This window comes from Streptomyces niphimycinicus, from assembly GCF_018883605.1.
In the GTDB taxonomy this organism is placed as follows: domain Bacteria; phylum Actinomycetota; class Actinomycetes; order Streptomycetales; family Streptomycetaceae; genus Streptomyces; species Streptomyces niphimycinicus.
Genome location: NZ_JAHLEM010000462.1, coordinates 1 through 15,907 on the forward strand (window position 1 = coordinate 1; position 15,907 = coordinate 15,907).

Here is a 15,907-nt window from a genome sequence, read left to right on the forward strand (position 1 = left end):
ACGCGCGTCTGCGGCGTTGTCGTCACTCTTCCCCAAGCTCTCGGCTTCGCTCGAGCAGGGGAGACTCCATCCGCTCCCGCGTCGACTCCCTCCTCCGCCTTGCATCCGCACGCTCCCCCAGCTACCGCTGGGTGGTGCCCCCTGACCCCGCTCCCTGATCCGGCCTGATCCAAACGGCAGACCCTAGGGGTTTCCCTATGATCGGCGGGACTCGCTCGCCGGTCAGCCGAGGGGGTGGGCGGCGAGGAGTTCGCCCAGCGCCTCCTCATGGGCGGCGGCGGATCCCAGTGAGAGCTCCAGTTGTTTGCCCCATGCGTGGTAGCGGTGCAGGGGGTAGTCGGTGACCGCGCCGAAGCCGCCGTGCAGATGCTGTGCGGTCTGCACGACGCGGCGCACGCCCTCGGCGGCCCAGATCTTGGCGACGGCGACATCCCCCGCGATGGGCAGCGCCCCGCCCGCCGTCGGCCGCTCCTCGTCCAGGGACAGCCGCCAGGCCGCCTGCCAGAGCGTGGCCTCCATGGCCCGCAGATCGATATAGCGGTCGGCGGTCTGCACGGCGACGGCCTGGAAGCTGGCGAGTGGGAAGCCGAACTGCTCGCGCTCGCTCACATAGGAGCTGGTGAGGCCCAGCACCGCCGAGCCGAGGCCCAGCGCGAGCGCACAGGTGCCGGTGGTGAGCAGATCGCGCAGCCATTCCCAGGCGCCGTCCGCGGCCAGCACCTCGCGGTCGGCGAGCCGCACTCCGTCCAGCCGGATCTCGGCCTGCCGCTCACCGCTGGTGGAGATCTGCTCATCGAGGGCGGCGCCCTCATGGTCGCGGGGGACCAGGGCGAGGATCGTGCGGCCCTCCCCGGTGTGGGCCGGGAGCAGCACATGATCGGCGCCATGGGCCCAGGGGACCGCGGTCTGGACGCCGTCCAGAACCCAGCCGTCCCCGTTCCGCCGCGCCTGGACGGCGAGTTCGGCCGGACCATGGCCGGTGCGGCCGCTGGATGCCGTGGTGAGCACCAGCTCACCGCCGGCGGCCCGGGGCAGCACGGCTGCACGCAGCTCGGCCCCGCCGTAGCGCTGCACGGCCAGCGCCGCGGCGCTGGACTCCAGCAGCGGCACCCGGGCCAGCACCCGGCCGCATTCCCGCAGCACCAGGCAGAGGGCGAGCGGGTCGAGGCCCGAGCCCCCGTACTGGGGGTCGAGGCTCAGGCCCAGCAGATCGCTCTCGGCGATCTTCCGCCACAGCGCGCGGTCGAAATCCTCGGCGACGGCGCCGGCGGTCAGCGCGGGGCTGGGCACGCTGTCCGGTGTGACGGAGGAGAAGACGGCCTTCGCCGCTTCGACGGCCGCCTGCTGCTCCTCGGTGAAGGTGAAGTCCACTGTCCGTACCTCCCGCGCCGCGGCTTTATCTGACGGCCCGTCAAGATAGAACAGGTTCTACAAGAAGGGAACGCCGCTGCCGCGCCCGAGGGCGTCAGCGGTCGAAGTCCAGCTCCACCCGCTCGCCCACCGGATGGGACTGACAGGCCAGCACATAGCCCGCCTCCACCTCGTCCGGCTCCAGCGCGAAGTTACGGTCCATCCGCACCTCGCCGGAGACCAGGAAGGCCCGGCAGGTCCCGCAGACCCCGCCCTTGCACGCATACGGCGCATCGGCCCGGTTGCGCAGCACGGTCTCCAGCAGCGGCTCCCCGGCCTGGACCGGCCAGGTGCCCGACCGGCCGTCCAGGGTCGCAGTGACCGAGCTCTGCGACGCCGCCCGCGCCGGATCCGGTATGGGGGAGAGATCCTCGGCGGGGGCCGCCTCCACATGGAAGATCTCCTGATGGACCCGGCCGCGGGAGACCCCGAGACCGCGCAGCGCCCGCTCGGCGCCGCGCACCAGACCATAGGGCCCGCACAGGAACCAGCCGTCCACCGAGGCGACCGGCAGCAGCGCCGGCAGCAGCGCGGTCAGCCGCTCCTCGTCGAGCCGCCCGGACACCAGCCCGGCCTGCTGCTCCTCCCGGGAGAGCGCGCACACCAACTGGAACCGGTCGGGCCAACGGTCCTTGAGGTCGGCGACCTCCTCCAGGAACATCGTCGAGGCCGCGGTGCGGTCGCTGCGGATCAGACAGAACCGCGCCTCGGGCTGCCGGCTGAGCAGCGTGGCCGCGATGGACAGCACGGGGGTGATACCGCTGCCGCCGACGACCGCCGCGAAATGGCCGGGCCGGGGCTCCAGGACGAACCGGCCCGCCGGGGCCATCACCTCCATGACCTCGCCGACCGCCAGCTCCTTGAGGGCATAGGCGGAGAACTCACCGCCCTCGACCAGCCGCACCCCGATCCGCAGGAACTCCGGGCCTTCCGCGCCCGAGGCCGGGGCCGGGGTGCACAGCGAATACGTCCGGCGGATCTCCGCGCCGTCCGCGAACCGGCGCACCGCGATGTGCTGCCCCGCCGTGAAGCGGAACGTCTCCCGCAGCGCGGGCGGCACCAGGAGGGTGACCACCACCGCGTCATCGGTGAGCCGGTCGACCGCCGCCACCCGCAGCGGGTGGAACGCGCCGTGGCGGGGCGTGGCCCGCTGCACCGCCTCCGCGGCCATCACAACTCCTTGAAGTGGTCGAACGGTTCACCGCAGGCCGTGCAGCGGCGCAGCGCCTTGCAGGCGGTGGAGGAGAAACGGCTCAGCAGCTCGGTCTCGGTCGAGCCGCAGTGCGGGCAGCGCACCGCCAGGGCCACCGGGACCGGGCCGCCCGCCGCCGCACCGCGCGGCGCGGGCGGCGCTATGCCGGACTCGGCCAGCTTGCGGCGGCCCTCGGCGCTGATCGCGTCCGTCGTCCAGGGCGGGGAGAGGACGGTGCGCACGGCGACCTCGGGGACGCCGTGGTCATGGAGCACCCGCTCGATATCGGTGGCCATCGACTCCAGTGCCGGGCAGCCGGTGTAGGTGGGGGTGAGCTCGACCTCGACCCGGCCCGGGCCCAGCAGCCGCAGCCCGCGCATCACGCCCAGCTCGGCCAGGGACACCATCGGCAGCTCGGGGTCCGGTACGGATCCGGCCAGCCGCAGCAGCTCCTCCTCGACCGGGGTGATGCCGGACGCGGGGGGCGTGGGTGCCGCGGGAGGTGTGGGTGCCGCGGAGGGCGTGGGCGTCACCATGTCGCCCCCGGGTGGCTGCGGTGCAGATGCTGCATCTCGGCGAGCATCCGGCCGAACGGCTCGGTGTGCAGCCCCTGGCGCCCCGCCCCGGCCGCCCAGCCGCCGCGCCGCGGCCCCTCGGGCACCGTCAGGGTGGCGCGCTCCAGGACCGAGCTGATCCGGGTCAGCCAGGCGTCGTGCAGTGTGTGCCACTCCACCTCGCACCCCTCGACCGGCTCGAAGAGCTCACCGGTGAACCGCCAGAGCGCGTCCAGCCCCCGCCGCATCCGCTCATGGCTCTCCTCCGTGCCGTCGCCGAGCCGCAGGGTCCACTGCTCGGCGTGGTCGCGGTGGTAGGCCACCTCCTTGACGGCCTTGGCGGCGAGCGGGGCGAAGGGGCCGGTGCCGCGCGCCAGCCGCTCGTACAACAGCTCCTGGTAGGTGGAGAAGTAGAGCTGGCGGGCGATGGTCTGGGCGAAGTCACCGTTGGGCTGCTCGACCAACTGGACGTTCCGGAACGCCCGCTCCTCGCGCAGATACGCCAGCTCGTCCTCGTCGCCGGCGAGGGAGAGCAGCACCCGGGCCTGGCCGAGCAGGTCGAGGGCGATATTGGCGAGCGCGACCTCCTCTTCCAGCACAGGGGCGTGCCCGGCCCACTCCCCCAGCCGGTGGGAGAGCACCAGCGCGTCGTCGCCCAGGGCGAGGGCCGCGGTCATAGATGCCGCACCCCCTCCGGGATCGCGTAGAACGTGGGGTGGCGGTAGGGCTTGTCGGCGGACGGCTCGAAGAACGGATCCCGCTCGTCCGGTGAGGAGGCGGTGATCTCGGCGGACGGCACCACCCAGATCGAGACGCCCTCCGAGCGCCGGGTGTAGAGATCCCGTGCGTTCCGCAGAGCCATCTCCGCGTCGGGGGCGTGGAGGGATCCGGCGTGGGTGTGCGACAGTCCGCGCCTGCTGCGGACGAACACCTCCCACAGCGGCCACTCGGCGCTCGGGCTGCCGCTCATGCCTGTGCCTTCCCATGCTTGGCCGCATGCGCCGCGGCCGCCTCGCGCACCCAGGCGCCTTCCTCATGGGCCCGGCGCCGCTGGGTGATCCGCTGGGCGTTGCACGGGCCGTTTCCCCGCAGGATCTCGCGGAACTCGTCCCAGTCGATCGGCCCGAAGTCGTAATGCTCCCGCTCCTCGCTCCACCGCAGCTCGGGGTCGGGAAGGGTGAGGCCGAGGGATTCGGCCTGGGGGACGCAGATGTCGACGAAGCGCTGGCGCAACTCGTCATTGGAGTGGCGCTTGATCTTCCAGGCCATCGACTGGGCGGAGTGGGCCGAGGCGTCGTCCGGCGGACCGAACATCATCAGCGACGGCCACCACCAGCGGTCCACCGCGTCCTGCGCCATGGCGTGCTGGGCCTCGGTGCCCTGGCTCAGGGCCAGCAGCAGCTCATACCCCTGGCGCTGATGGAAGGACTCCTCCTTGCAGATGCGGACCATCGCCCGTGCGTAGGGCCCGTAGGAGCAGCGGCACAGGGGGACCTGGTTGGTGATCGCGGCGCCGTCCACCAGCCAGCCGATGGCTCCGACGTCGGCCCAGGTCAGCGTGGGGTAGTTGAAGATCGAGGAGTACTTCTGGCGGCCGCTGTGGAGCTTGTCGAGCAGCTCCTCCCGGCTGGTGCCCAGGGTCTCCGCCGCGCTGTAGAGATACAGGCCGTGGCCCGCCTCGTCCTGGACCTTGGCCATCAGGATCGCCTTGCGCCGCAGCGAGGGGGCGCGGGTGATCCAGTTGGCCTCCGGCTGCATGCCGATGATCTCCGAGTGGGCGTGCTGGGCCATCTGCCGCACCAGCGTGGCCCGGTAGTCATCGGGCATCCAGTCACGCGGCTCGATGCGCTCGTCCGCGGCCAGGGCGGCGTCGAACACCGCCTCGTACGCCCCGGCGTCCGCCGCCATCGTCGTCATGCGAAGCCCCTCCGCCCATCCGTCTCCGCCGACCGGCCAGCCGACCGACCGATCGTTCGGTTCAATGGTGTGCTGAGGAACGTAGGGTGTCAACCCTGTGGATAACGCTGAGGACGCTGTGCCGAGTGGTTCCGCATGGGTACGGTGCCGGGGGGGCGTGGGGGCCACGGGGGCGCGCGGCCGACCGGCGTGCGCGAGGACCTGGACCATCGGGAGCGGGGCGGGTATGGCGGCGGCGCGGGGCACGGCCGGGACGGAGCCGGAACCAACAGAACCGGAGCCGGAACCAGGGCCGACGGAGCCGGAACCAACAGAACCAGGGCCCACCGAGCCGGAACCGACCGGGCCGGAACCGACCGGGCCGGAACCGTCCGGGCCGGAACCGACCGGGCCGGACCCGACCGGGCCGGAACCGACCGGGCCGGACCCGACCGGGCCGGAACCGACCGGGCCGGACCCGACCGGGCCGGAACCGACCGGGCCGGAACCGACCGGGCCGGAGCCGGAGCCGGACGGCGACGCGGCGGAACCGCTCACCGCGCTCTCCCTGCCCGGACAGCTCATCATCGCGGTGGGCATCGCGGTCGCCGCCGTCGCCGCCGCGATCCATCTCTCGACGGCCTTTCTGGCCGTCTCACCGCCCAACACCCTCACCAAGCGGCACGGTGCGGCGATCGACGACTACATCTATCCGGAGTTCGAACGGGTCTGGAAGCTCTTCGCCCCCAACCCGCTCCAGCAGAACATCGCCGTCCAGGCCCGCGCCGAGATCCGCACCCGCGAGGGCGGCACCGCGACCACCGGCTGGCGCGACCTCTCGGCCCAGGACGGGGCGGCCATCCGCCACAACCCGCTGCCCAGCCACACCCAGCAGAACGAGCTGCGCCGCGCCTGGGAGTTCTACGTCGGCTCGCATGACGCGCAGGAGCGGCCGCAGGGCATGCGCGGCAGCCTCTCCGAGCAGTACATCCGCCGGATCGTGATGCTCCGCTTCGGTCGCGAGGAGGACGGCGGCATCGTGGAGCGAATACAGGTGCGCTCCGCGACCACTCCGGTGGCCCCGCCGTCCTGGAGCGACGAGAAGATCGACACCAAGACGGTCCACCGGACGCTGCCGTGGTGGACGGTGACCACCCATGACATCCCGGAGGCGATGAGCCGGTGACCCCCTCCGCCCGCCTCCAGACCGCCGTGGCGGATGGCTACGCCCGCCTCACCGGAGCCGCGCTCGGCCCCCGGCAGAGCGCCGTCGTGCGCATCGGCTTCTCCTTCACCTGGCTTCTCTTCCTGGTGCGCGAATGGCCTCACCGCCGGGAGCTGTACGGGCCGGACGGCCCGTGGAACTGGGACATGGCCGCGCGGCTGATCGATGGCAACCGCGCCTTCAGCGCGCTCATGTGGTCCGAGTCCGGGGTGTGGTTCGAGGTCGTCTACGCCCTCGCCCTCGTCTCCAGCGCGCTGCTGCTGATGGGCTGGCGCACCCGCACCATGTCCGTGTTGTTCATGGTCGGGGTGCTGTCGCTCCAGAACCGCTCCATCTTCGTGGGGGACGGCGGCGACAATCTCATCCATCTGATGTCGATGTACCTGGTGCTCACCCGGTGCGGTCGGATGTGGTCGCTGGACGCGCGCCGGGCGGCCCGGCAGGCGGACCGCGAGGAGCCGCCGCGCGACACCACCGGAATCGTGCTGTGGGCCCTCACCGGGACCGCCCTGCTCTGGGTGCAGCTCCTCACCGACGCCCGGCTCTCCCTGATCTCAGACGGTCCGCTGCCCGGGCTGGGCTGGGCCACCGTCCTGTGGGGGCTGTGGCTCGTCCAGGCCGGCTGGTGGCTCGTCAAGCGTTACGCACCGGGGGAGCCGCGCACCGTTTTGGACGCGCTCGCCAATGTGGCGCACAACGGCGCCCTGCTGGTGATCATGGCCGAGGTGTGTCTGCTGTACGCCACGGCCGGCTGGTACAAGATCCAGGGCTCGCGCTGGCAGGACGGCACCGCCCTCTACTACCCGCTGCATCTGGACTACTTCTCGCCCTGGCCGGGGCTGACCGACATCATGGCGTCCAGCGGCACCCTGGTGATGGTGCTGACCTACGGCACGGTCATCGTCCAGGTGGCCTTCCCCTTCACCCTGCTCAACCGGCGGGCCAAGAACGTGATGCTCGTCCTGCTGATGCTGGAGCACCTCGGCATCGCCGTGATGCTGGGGCTGCCCTTCTTCTCGCTCGCCGTGATCGCGGCGGACTCGGTCTTCCTGCCGACGAACTTCCTGCGCTGGGCCGCGGCGCGGCTGGGCCGGGCCCGGGACCGGCTGACGGCACGCGCGGTGCGGCTGCCGGGGCAGCGGGTGCGGGAGAGCGACCGGGAAAGCGCGGCCGACACCCTCGTACGCTGAGGGAATGATCGATGACGAGGCCGCGCAGGCCGTACGGCACTGGCGCGCGACGGCCCCCGAGACCGTCCTGCTCGACGGCTTCCACGCGCTGAAGCACGCGCTGCGGTTCGGCGCGGAGGTGCGTGCCGCGGTCACCAGCGACAAGGCGGCCGCCCTGGAACTCGCCGCGGACCTGGCCGACGATCTCACCGAGACGATCGCGGATCTCCTGGTGGAGGTGGAGGCCGGGACCCTGCGCGAGCTGGTGCCCAGGGTGCACCCCACCCGGGTCGCCGCGCTGGCGGTCCGGCGCGGCCGGCAGGGGAATCTGGACGAGCTGTCCAAGCGGCCCAGGACTGCCCCGGTGGTCGTCCTGGACAACCCCCGCAACCTGGGGAACGTCGGAGCCGTGGTCCGGCTCGCCGCCGGTTTCGGGGCCACCGGCGTGGTCACCACCGGCGATATCGATCCCTGGCATCCGAACGCCGTGCGGTCCGGCGCCGGGCTTCACTTCGCCACCGCGGTCGAGCGACTGCCGGGCGACGCCCTCCCGGAGGGGCCGCTGTATGTACTGGACGCGGAGGGGGAGGACATCCGGTCCGTGACCATCCCCGATGACGCGCTGCTCGCCTTCGGCTCCGAGCGGCACGGGATCTCGCCGGAGCTGCGGAAGCGGGCCACCAGGCTGGTGGCCCTTCCCATGCGGCCGCAGGTCTCCAGCTACAACCTGGCCACCAGCGTGGCCATGGCCCTCTTCCACTGGGGCGGCCCCGATCGCCCGGCCTGAGCGCGGGCCCGACCCGCCCGAGACGGTGTCGTGGCCGGGCGGCGCGGTGACCGGCCCCGCGCCGCCCCGCCCACTGGGCCCTGTTACTCCGCCGGGCGGCGGACCTCGATCATCCGGAAGCGGCCGGCCACGAACGCCCCGTCGCACAGCGTGGCGTTGGCCGACGGGTTGCCGCCCGAGCCGTGGAAGTCCGAGAAGGCCGCGGTCTGGTTCACATACACCCCGCCGGTCAGATTGAGCGACAACTGGGCGCACTCCTCAAGGCACGCCTCCTCGATCAGCCGCTCCGCCTCCGGTGAGGAGGTGTACGCGCCGACCGTCATCGCGCCCTTGTCCCGGGTGGTCCGGCGCAGCAGCGCGACCGCGTCCTGTGTGGAGTCGACGGCGACGGCGAAGGAGACCGGGCCGAAGCACTCGGACAGATAGGGCGCGTCCGCGTCGGCCCCCTCCCAGAACTTCCGGGCGCCGTCCGCCTTGACCATCAGCGGCGTACGGACCGTGGCGCCGGGGAAGTCGGGGTGGGTCACCGTACGCGAGGCAAGGGCGACCGCGCCCAGGCCGGGCGCGGCCTCCAGCCGCTCCTGGACCCGCGGGCCGACGATCGCGCCCAGCAGCGCGCTCGCCCGGGCGTCGTCGCCCAGCAGCCCGTCCACCGCCGCCGCCAGGTCGGCCACCACCTCGTCGTAGGTCTTGGGGCCGGCGTCGGTGGTGATACCGCCGCGGGGGATCAGCAGATTCTGCGGGGTGGTGCACATCTGGCCGCTGTAGAGGGACAGGGAGAACGCCAGGTTGGCCAGCATGCCCTGGTAGTCGTCGGTGGAGTCGATCACCACCGTGTTGACCCCCGCCTTCTCGGTGAAGACCTGGGCCTGGCGGGCATGGGTCTCCAGCCAGTCGCCGAAGGCGGTCGAGCCCGTGTAGTCGATCACGCGGATCTCGGGGCGGACGGCGAGGACCTTGGCGATCCCCTCGTCGGGCCGCTCGGCGGCCAGCGCCACCAGATCGGGGCTGAACCCCGCCTCCGTCAGCACCTCCCGCGCCACCTGGACGGTCAGCGCCAGCGGCAGCACGGCCTGGGGGTGCGGCTTGACCAGCACCGGATTGCCGGTGGCGAGCGAGGCGAAGAGGCCCGGATAGCCGTTCCACGTCGGGAAGGTGTTGCAGCCGATCAGCAGGGCGATACCGCGCGGGACGGCCGTGAACGTCTTGCGCAGCCGCAGCGGGTCGCGCTTGCCCTGCGGCTTGGACCAGTCCGCGGCGCCGGGGGTGCGGGTCTGCTCGGCGAACGCGTACGCCACCGCCTCCAGGCCGCGGTCCTGGGCGTGGGGGCCGCCGGCCTGGAAGGCCATCATGTACGCCTGTCCGCTGGTGTGCATGACGGCCTGGGCGAACTCATGCGACCGGGCGCCGATCCGGGCCAGGATCTCCAGACACACCATGGCCCGCGTCTCCGGGCCGGCCTCCCGCCAGGCGGGCATCCCCGCCCGCATCGCCGGGAGGAGCACATCGAGGTCCGGATGCGGATACTCCATGCCCATCTCGACACCGAACGGCGAGACTTCGGAGCCCGTCCAGCCGTCGGTGCCCGGCTGGTCCAGCTCGATGCGCCGGCCGCGCAGCGCCTCGAACGCGGCCTGGCCCTCGGCGACGCTCAGGCTCGGACGCCCGCTCTGGCCCTCGCCGCCGTAAGCCTTCGGGTGCTCGGGGTGCGGGGACCAATAGGCGCGGGTACGGATCGCCTCCAGGGCCTGGTCGAGGGTGGGGCGGTGCTCTTGCGTCAACTGCGCGGTGGTGAGTGCGGCGGTCACGACTGACCAACTCCTCGTCGAGCTGGGGCTGGGCTGGAATGGGCGACAGAGTTAGAGTAACCGAACGATCGGTCGGGACAAGAGGGCCTGGCGAACCTGTGGATAACTTCGTCGAAAAGGATCTGCGGCATGACTGCGATCGACCGTGGGATCGACCGCGCCGGCGTCGTCGCCGTCATCGGCACCGGCACGATGGGCCAGGGGATCGCCCAGGTGGCGCTGGCCGCGGGCCATCCCGTGCGGCTCTACGACGCGGCGCCCGGCCGTGCCTCCCAGGCCGCCGACGCCATCGCGGCCCGGCTCGGCCGGCTCGTCGCCAAGGAACGCCTCACGGCCGCCGACCGTGACGCGGCCCTCGGCCGCCTCGTCCCCGTCGCCGACCTCGCGGACCTGGCCCAGGCGGAGCTGGTGGTCGAGGCGATCCTCGAGGAACTCGGCGCCAAGCAGCAGCTTTTCACCGCGCTGGAGTCGGTGGTCTCCGACGGCTGTCTGCTCGCCACCAACACCTCCTCCCTCTCCGTCACGGCCGTCGCCGGCGTCCTGCGCCGCCCCGGCCGCCTCCTCGGCCTGCACTTCTTCAATCCGGCCCCGCTGATGCCGCTGGTGGAGGTGGTGCGCGGCGCCGCCACGGACCAGGCCGCCGCCGACCGTGCCCACGCCACCGTCGCGGCCTGGGGAAAGACCCCGGTGCGGTGCGCCGACACCCCCGGATTCATCGTCAACCGGATCGCCCGCCCCTTCTACGCCGAGGCGTTCCGGGCGTACGAGGAGCGTGCCGCCGACCCCGCCACCCTGGACGCCGTGCTGCGCGAGTCCGGCGGCTTCCGGATGGGCCCCTTCGAGCTCACCGACCTGATCGGCCAGGATGTGAACGAGGCCGTCACCCGATCCGTGTGGGAAGCGCTGTTCCACGATCCGAAATTCACCCCGTCGCTCGCCCAGCGGCAGCTCGTGGCCGCCGGACGGCTCGGGCGCAAGACGGGCCACGGCTGGTTCGACCACTCCGAGGGCACCGCGCGGCCCGCCCCGCGCACCGCCGAGCCGTGCGAGCCGCCCGCGAAGGTCGCCCTCCACGGCGACCTGGGGCCGGCGCAAGGGCTGGTCGGCCTCATGGAGGAGGCGGGCATCCTGGTGACCCGTGAGCCCGTCGGGGGATATCTCGCGCTGCCCGATGGCACCCGCCTGTCCCTGACCGACGGCACGACCGCCACCGACGACCCCTTCGCCGCGACGATCCGCTTCGACCTGGCGCTGGACTACCGCACCGCCACCCGTATCGCCCTCGCACCGTCCCCGGCCGCCGCCGAGGAGTCCCTGCGGTCCGCGATCGGCCTGTTCCAGGCGCTCGGTAAGGCGGTCAGCGTGGTCCAGGACGTCCCCGGCATGGTCGTGGCCCGCACGGTCGCGATGCTCGTGGACTTCGCCGAGGACGCCGTCGCCCGCGGGGTGGCGAGCCCCGAGGACGTGGACACCGCCATGCTGACAGGGGTCAACTACCCGCGCGGACCGCTGGCCTGGGGGCATGCGCTCGGTGCCCGCTGGGTGCGCGACACCCTGCGCAATCTCCACCGAGCCTGGCCGACCGGCCGCTACGCCCCCTCCCAGGCGCTGATCCGGCGTGCCGCCGCCGATGAGAGGCTGCTCTAATCATGACCATGGCCAAGCGCGACACCTACACGCCCGAATCGCTGCTCGCGGTCGCCGTGGAGGTGTTCAACGAGCGTGGCTACGACGGCACCTCCATGGAGCACCTCTCCCGAGCCGCCGGGATCTCCAAGTCCTCCATCTACCACCATGTGAAGGGCAAGGAGGAGCTGCTCAGGCTCGCCATAAGCCGTGCGCTGGACGGGCTGTTCGGCATCCTCCAGGAGCCCGCCGCACGCGACGGGCGGGCGATCGAGCGGCTGGAGCATGTGACCCGGCGCACCAGCGAGGTGCTGATGGAGGAGCTGCCCTACGTCACCCTGCTGCTGCGGGTCCGGGGCAACACGGACACCGAGCGGTGGGCCATGGAGCGGCGCCGGGAGTTCGACCACCAGGTCGCGGAGCTGCTCAAGCGGGCGGCGGCCGATGGCGACCTGCGGTCCGATGTGGACGCCCGGCTGGCGACCCGGCTGCTCTTCGGCATGATCAACTCCATTGTGGAGTGGTACCGGCCGAGCCGCGGCGGGGCCGCGACCTCCCAGGAAGTGGCCGAGGCCGTGGTCCGTACGGCCTTCGCGGGGCTGCGTACGGAGCGCTGAGCGCTCCGCTGGAAGTGCGCTGAGACGCCGTTGACCGTCCGCGGCGCCGTGTCGTGGCCGGTCGCGCCCGCCACAGCGCCCGGTGGCCGGTCGCGCCCGCCATAGCCTCCGGTGGCCGGTCGCGCCCGCCACGGCCCCCGCTACAGCTCCGAGTCCAGGTCCGTCTCCTCGAAGACCAGCAGTGTCCGGGTGCTCAGCACCTCCGGTATGGCCTGGATCCGGGTGAGGACCAGCTCGCGCAGCGAGCGGTTGTCCTCGGTGTGGACCAGCAGCAGCACATCGAAGTCCCCGCTGACCAGGGCGATGTGGGCGGCCCCCGGAAGCTGGCGGAGCTGCTCGCGCACGGTGCGCCAGGAGTTCTGGACGATCTTCAGCGTGATGTACGCGGACGCGCCCTGCCCGGCCCGCTCCTGGTCCACCCGGGCGCTGAAGCCGCGGATCACCCCGTCGTCGATCAGGCGGTTGATCCGGGCGTAGGCGTTGGCGCGCGAGACGTGCACCTGCTCGGCCACGGAGCGTATGGAGGCGCGGCCATCCGTTCGGAGCAGACGCAGGATGTCGTGGTCGATGGCGTCCAGGGGCCGTGCCGGTGGTTTGCCGTCCGGATTGGCCATCTGTTCGCCCCGCATATCGTCCCGCCTCCCCTTCATGGACGTCCTGTCTTCATCACAGGCGCTGAAGAACCGTTTGTCCACAGGCTTGGGTCGCCTGTAGCCAAAATGCGTCAACGACCGAACAATCGGTAGGGGGAGGGCGATGCCGCACGGCACGCCCCGCCCTCCCGCCGTACGCCACGCCCAGGAGGTCGCGACATGACGGTCCTTGAGCAGCCCGGTGCCTACCGGCCCACTCCCCCGCCCGGCTGGCAGCCCCGCGTCGAGGCCGCGCCGCTGCTGCCCGACGCGGAGCCGTACCGCCTGTTGGGCACCGCCGCTGCCGCCGACATCTCCCCCGATCTGCTGACCCGGCTCCACCGCGAGCTGGTGCGCGGCCGCCGGTACAACACCCAGGCCACCGCCCTCACCCGGCAGGGCCGGCTGGCCGTCTATCCCTCCTCCACCGGGCAGGAAGCCTGCCAGGTCGCGGCCGGGCTGGTGCTGGAGGACCGCGACTGGCTCTTTCCCAGCTACCGCGACACCCTGGCCGCCGTGGTCCGCGGGCTCGACCCCGTCGACGCCCTGACCCTGCTGCGCGGCGACTGGCACTCCGGTTACGACCCGCACGCACACCGCGTGGCCCCGCTGTGCACCCCGCTGGCCACCCAGCTTCCGCACGCCGTCGGCCTCGCCCACGCCGCCCGTCTCAAGGGCGACGATGTGGTGGCCCTCGCCCTGGTCGGCGACGGCGGCACCAGCGAGGGAGACTTCCACGAGGCCCTCAACTTCGCGGCCGTCTGGCACGCCCCGGTGGTCTTCCTCGTCCAGAACAACGGCTTCGCCATCTCCGTACCGCTCGCCAAGCAGACCGCCGCGCCCTCCCTGGCCCACAAGGCGGTCGGCTACGGGATGCCCGGCCGCCTCGTCGACGGCAATGACGTGGCCGCCGTCCACGAGGTGCTGGCGGAGGCGGTGCGCCGGGCCCGCGGCGGAGGCGGCCCCACCCTGGTCGAGGCGGTCACCTACCGCATCGAGGCCCACACCAACGCCGACGACGCCACCCGCTACCGCCCAGACTCCGAGGTCGAGGCATGGCAGGCACACGACCCGATAGCGCTCCTGGAGGACGCCATGCGGGACCGCCGTCTGCTGGACGACGAGGGGGTCAGGGCCGCGCGGGAGTCCGCGGAGCGGCTCGCCGCCGATCTGCGGACGCGCATGCACCAGGACGCGGTCCTCGACCCCATGGAGCTCTTCGAGCACGTCTATGCCGACCGGACCAGCCAGCTCCGCGAGCAGGCGGCCCAGCTCCGCGCGGAGCTCGACGCCGAGGCCGGCGACTCCGGGAAGGGGGAGTGATGACCACCGCCATCGGGGCCGACACCGCCCGTAAACCCGCCACCATGGCCCAGGCGCTCGGCCGCGCGCTGCGCGACGCCATGGCCGCCGACCCGTCCGTCCATGTCCTCGGCGAGGACGTGGGCACCCTGGGCGGCGTCTTCCGGATCACCGACGGGCTCGCCAAGGAGTTCGGCGAGGACCGCTGCACGGATACGCCGCTCGCCGAGGCGGGCATCCTCGGCACCGCCGTGGGCATGGCCATGTACGGGCTGCGGCCGGTGGTCGAGATGCAGTTCGACGCCTTCGCCTACCCGTCCTTCGAGCAGCTCATCAGCCATGTCTCCCGGATGCGCAACCGCACCCGCGGGGCGATGCCGATGCCGATCACCGTGCGGGTGCCCTACGGGGGCGGCATCGGCGGCGTCGAGCACCACAGCGACTCCTCCGAGATCTACTACATGGCCACCCCCGGCCTCCATGTCGTCGCCCCCGCGACCGTCGCCGACGCCTACGGGCTGCTGCGCGCCGCCATCGCCTCCGACGACCCCGTGATCTTCCTCGAGCCCAAGCGGCTGTACTGGTCCAAGGCCGACTGGTCGGCCGACGCCCCCGAGCAGGTGCCGCCGATCGGGCGCGCGGTGGTGCGCAGGCCCGCCACCGGCGGCCGCCGCAGCGCCACCTTGATCTCCTACGGCCCCTCCGTGCCGGTGTGCCTCGAAGCCGCCGAGGCGGCCCGGGCCGAGGGCTGGGATCTGGAAGTCGTCGATCTGCGCTCGCTCGTCCCCTTCGACGACGACACGGTGTGCGCCTCCGTGCGCCGCACCGGCCGCGCGGTCGTCGTCCACGAGGCCACCGGCTTCGGCGGGCCCGGCGGGGAGATCGCCGCCCGGGTCACCGAGCGCTGCTTCCACCATCTGGAGGCGCCCGTGCTGCGGGTCGCCGGATTCGACATCCCCTACCCGCCGCCCATGCTGGAGCGGCACCATCTGCCCGGGGTGGACCGGGTGCTGGACGCCGTCGCCCGGCTCCAGTGGGAGTCGGAGTGGACCGAGGGGAGCGCCGTCTGATGGCTGTCGTACGGGAGTTCACCCTGCCCGATCTGGGCGAGGGGCTGACCGGCGCCGAGATCGTGCGCTGGCTGGTCCAGGTCGGTGAGGTGGTCGCGGTCGACCAGCCGGTGGTCGAGGTCGAGACGGCCAAGGCGATGGTGGATGTGCCGTGCCCCTACGGCGGCGTGGTGACCGCCCGTTACGGCGAGGAGGGCACGGAGGTGCCGGTCGGCGCGGCGCTGATCACTGTCGCCGTGCCGGAGGGCTCGGACGACGGATCCGCTCCGCCGGTCACCGAGAGCGCGGCCGACGGCGGATCGGGCAATGTGCTGGTGGGCTATGGCACGGCCGGTCCCGCCGCGCGGCGCCGCCGCGTCCAGCTCTCCCCCGGGCCGCTGCGCGAGACGGTGGCGGTGGCCCCCGCCGGACCCCTGCCGGTGATCTCGCCCCTGGTACGGCGGCTGGCCCGGGAGCACGACGTCGATCTGCGGCAGCTCAAGGGCTCGGGCCCGGAGGGGCTGATTCTGCGGGCGGACGTGGAGCGAGCGGTGGCGGCTCCCGCCTCCGCGCCCGAGCCCGCCCCCACCCCCGCGCCTGCCCCCGCCCCCGCGCCCGCCGTCGCCCCGGAGGGGGAGCG

At 72.7% G+C, this 15,907-nt stretch carries 16 protein-coding genes; 8 read left to right on the forward strand and 8 right to left on the reverse strand.

Going from position 1 to position 15,907, the window contains the following annotated elements:
* Positions 1 to 222 precede the first annotated feature (222 nt).
* The 6 genes from KN815_RS32770 to paaA all read right to left on the reverse strand — a co-directional run bounded on the left by KN815_RS32770 (position 223) and on the right by paaA (position 5,073).
* The gene (locus KN815_RS32770; RefSeq protein WP_216345489.1) at positions 223 to 1,371 is read right to left on the reverse strand and encodes an acyl-CoA dehydrogenase family protein; all 1,149 of its coding nucleotides are present in this window, start codon (positions 1,369 to 1,371) and stop codon (positions 223 to 225) included.
* 94 nt (positions 1,372 to 1,465) lie between these two features.
* Positions 1,466 to 2,581 carry a 2Fe-2S iron-sulfur cluster-binding protein gene (locus KN815_RS32775; RefSeq protein WP_216345490.1) on the reverse strand — a complete coding sequence of 372 codons (1,116 nt, stop codon included), beginning with the start codon at positions 2,579 to 2,581 and terminating at the stop codon, positions 1,466 to 1,468.
* Positions 2,581 to 3,138 carry a 1,2-phenylacetyl-CoA epoxidase subunit PaaD gene (paaD, locus tag KN815_RS32780; protein ID WP_253209384.1) on the reverse strand — a complete coding sequence of 186 codons (558 nt, stop codon included), beginning with the start codon at positions 3,136 to 3,138 and terminating at the stop codon, positions 2,581 to 2,583. The genes KN815_RS32775 and paaD overlap by 1 nt, the downstream gene beginning before the upstream one ends.
* Entirely contained in the window at positions 3,132 to 3,833 is a 702-nt protein-coding gene (gene paaC / locus KN815_RS32785; protein ID WP_216345491.1) for a 1,2-phenylacetyl-CoA epoxidase subunit PaaC, read from the reverse strand. Before paaC ends, paaD begins: the two co-directional genes overlap by 7 nt.
* Complete coding sequence (gene paaB, locus KN815_RS32790) at positions 3,830 to 4,126, reverse strand: 1,2-phenylacetyl-CoA epoxidase subunit PaaB (RefSeq protein ID WP_046088802.1); 297 nt, start codon at positions 4,124 to 4,126, stop codon at positions 3,830 to 3,832. Before paaB ends, paaC begins: the two co-directional genes overlap by 4 nt.
* Positions 4,123 to 5,073 carry a 1,2-phenylacetyl-CoA epoxidase subunit PaaA gene (paaA, locus tag KN815_RS32795; protein WP_216345492.1) on the reverse strand — a complete coding sequence of 317 codons (951 nt, stop codon included), beginning with the start codon at positions 5,071 to 5,073 and terminating at the stop codon, positions 4,123 to 4,125. Before paaA ends, paaB begins: the two co-directional genes overlap by 4 nt.
* A 571-nt stretch (positions 5,074 to 5,644) precedes the next feature.
* Between paaA and KN815_RS32800 the strand changes: the two genes are divergently transcribed.
* From KN815_RS32800 to KN815_RS32810, 3 genes are read left to right on the forward strand one after another with little or no spacing between them, the layout of a single operon-like run.
* Complete coding sequence (locus KN815_RS32800; RefSeq protein WP_253209385.1) at positions 5,645 to 6,238, forward strand: DUF5819 family protein; 594 nt, start codon at positions 5,645 to 5,647, stop codon at positions 6,236 to 6,238.
* Positions 6,235 to 7,467, forward strand: a complete 1,233-nt coding sequence (locus tag KN815_RS32805) for an HTTM domain-containing protein (protein WP_216345493.1) — start codon at positions 6,235 to 6,237, stop codon at positions 7,465 to 7,467. Before KN815_RS32800 ends, KN815_RS32805 begins: the two co-directional genes overlap by 4 nt.
* 4 nt (positions 7,468 to 7,471) lie before the next feature.
* A complete protein-coding gene (locus KN815_RS32810; RefSeq protein ID WP_216345494.1) occupies positions 7,472 to 8,233 on the forward strand; it encodes a TrmH family RNA methyltransferase in 762 nt (253 codons plus the stop codon).
* An 83-nt stretch (positions 8,234 to 8,316) separates the two neighbouring features.
* Here KN815_RS32810 and paaN read toward each other — a convergent pair whose 3' ends face one another.
* Entirely contained in the window at positions 8,317 to 10,041 is a 1,725-nt protein-coding gene (gene paaN, locus KN815_RS32815) for a phenylacetic acid degradation protein PaaN (protein ID WP_216345495.1), read from the reverse strand.
* A gap of 129 nt (positions 10,042 to 10,170) precedes the next feature.
* Here paaN and KN815_RS32820 point away from each other — a divergent pair, with 129 nt between their 5' ends.
* Entirely contained in the window at positions 10,171 to 11,688 is a 1,518-nt protein-coding gene (locus KN815_RS32820; protein WP_216345496.1) for a 3-hydroxyacyl-CoA dehydrogenase, read from the forward strand.
* A 2-nt stretch (positions 11,689 to 11,690) separates the two neighbouring features.
* Positions 11,691 to 12,284, forward strand: a complete 594-nt coding sequence (locus tag KN815_RS32825; RefSeq protein ID WP_216345497.1) for a TetR/AcrR family transcriptional regulator — start codon at positions 11,691 to 11,693, stop codon at positions 12,282 to 12,284.
* Positions 12,285 to 12,424: 140 nt separating this feature from the next.
* On the opposite strand, the gene KN815_RS32830 is transcribed toward KN815_RS32825, so the two are convergent.
* Positions 12,425 to 12,913: an Lrp/AsnC family transcriptional regulator gene (locus KN815_RS32830; RefSeq protein ID WP_216345498.1), complete on the reverse strand. Its 489-nt coding sequence runs from the start codon at positions 12,911 to 12,913 to the stop codon at positions 12,425 to 12,427.
* A 183-nt stretch (positions 12,914 to 13,096) separates the two neighbouring features.
* On the opposite strand from KN815_RS32830, the gene pdhA reads away from it, so the two are divergent.
* The 3 genes from pdhA to KN815_RS32845 all read left to right on the forward strand — a co-directional run.
* Positions 13,097 to 14,239 (forward strand): pyruvate dehydrogenase (acetyl-transferring) E1 component subunit alpha, encoded by a 1,143-nt coding sequence (gene pdhA, locus KN815_RS32835; protein ID WP_216345499.1) that lies wholly within the window; start codon positions 13,097 to 13,099, stop codon positions 14,237 to 14,239.
* Positions 14,239 to 15,288 carry an alpha-ketoacid dehydrogenase subunit beta gene (locus KN815_RS32840; RefSeq protein ID WP_059143781.1) on the forward strand — a complete coding sequence of 350 codons (1,050 nt, stop codon included), beginning with the start codon at positions 14,239 to 14,241 and terminating at the stop codon, positions 15,286 to 15,288. Before pdhA ends, KN815_RS32840 begins: the two co-directional genes overlap by 1 nt.
* A partial coding sequence (locus KN815_RS32845; protein ID WP_216345500.1) for a biotin/lipoyl-containing protein occupies positions 15,288 to 15,907 on the forward strand: 620 nt, incomplete at its 3' end. The genes KN815_RS32840 and KN815_RS32845, both read left to right, overlap by 1 nt.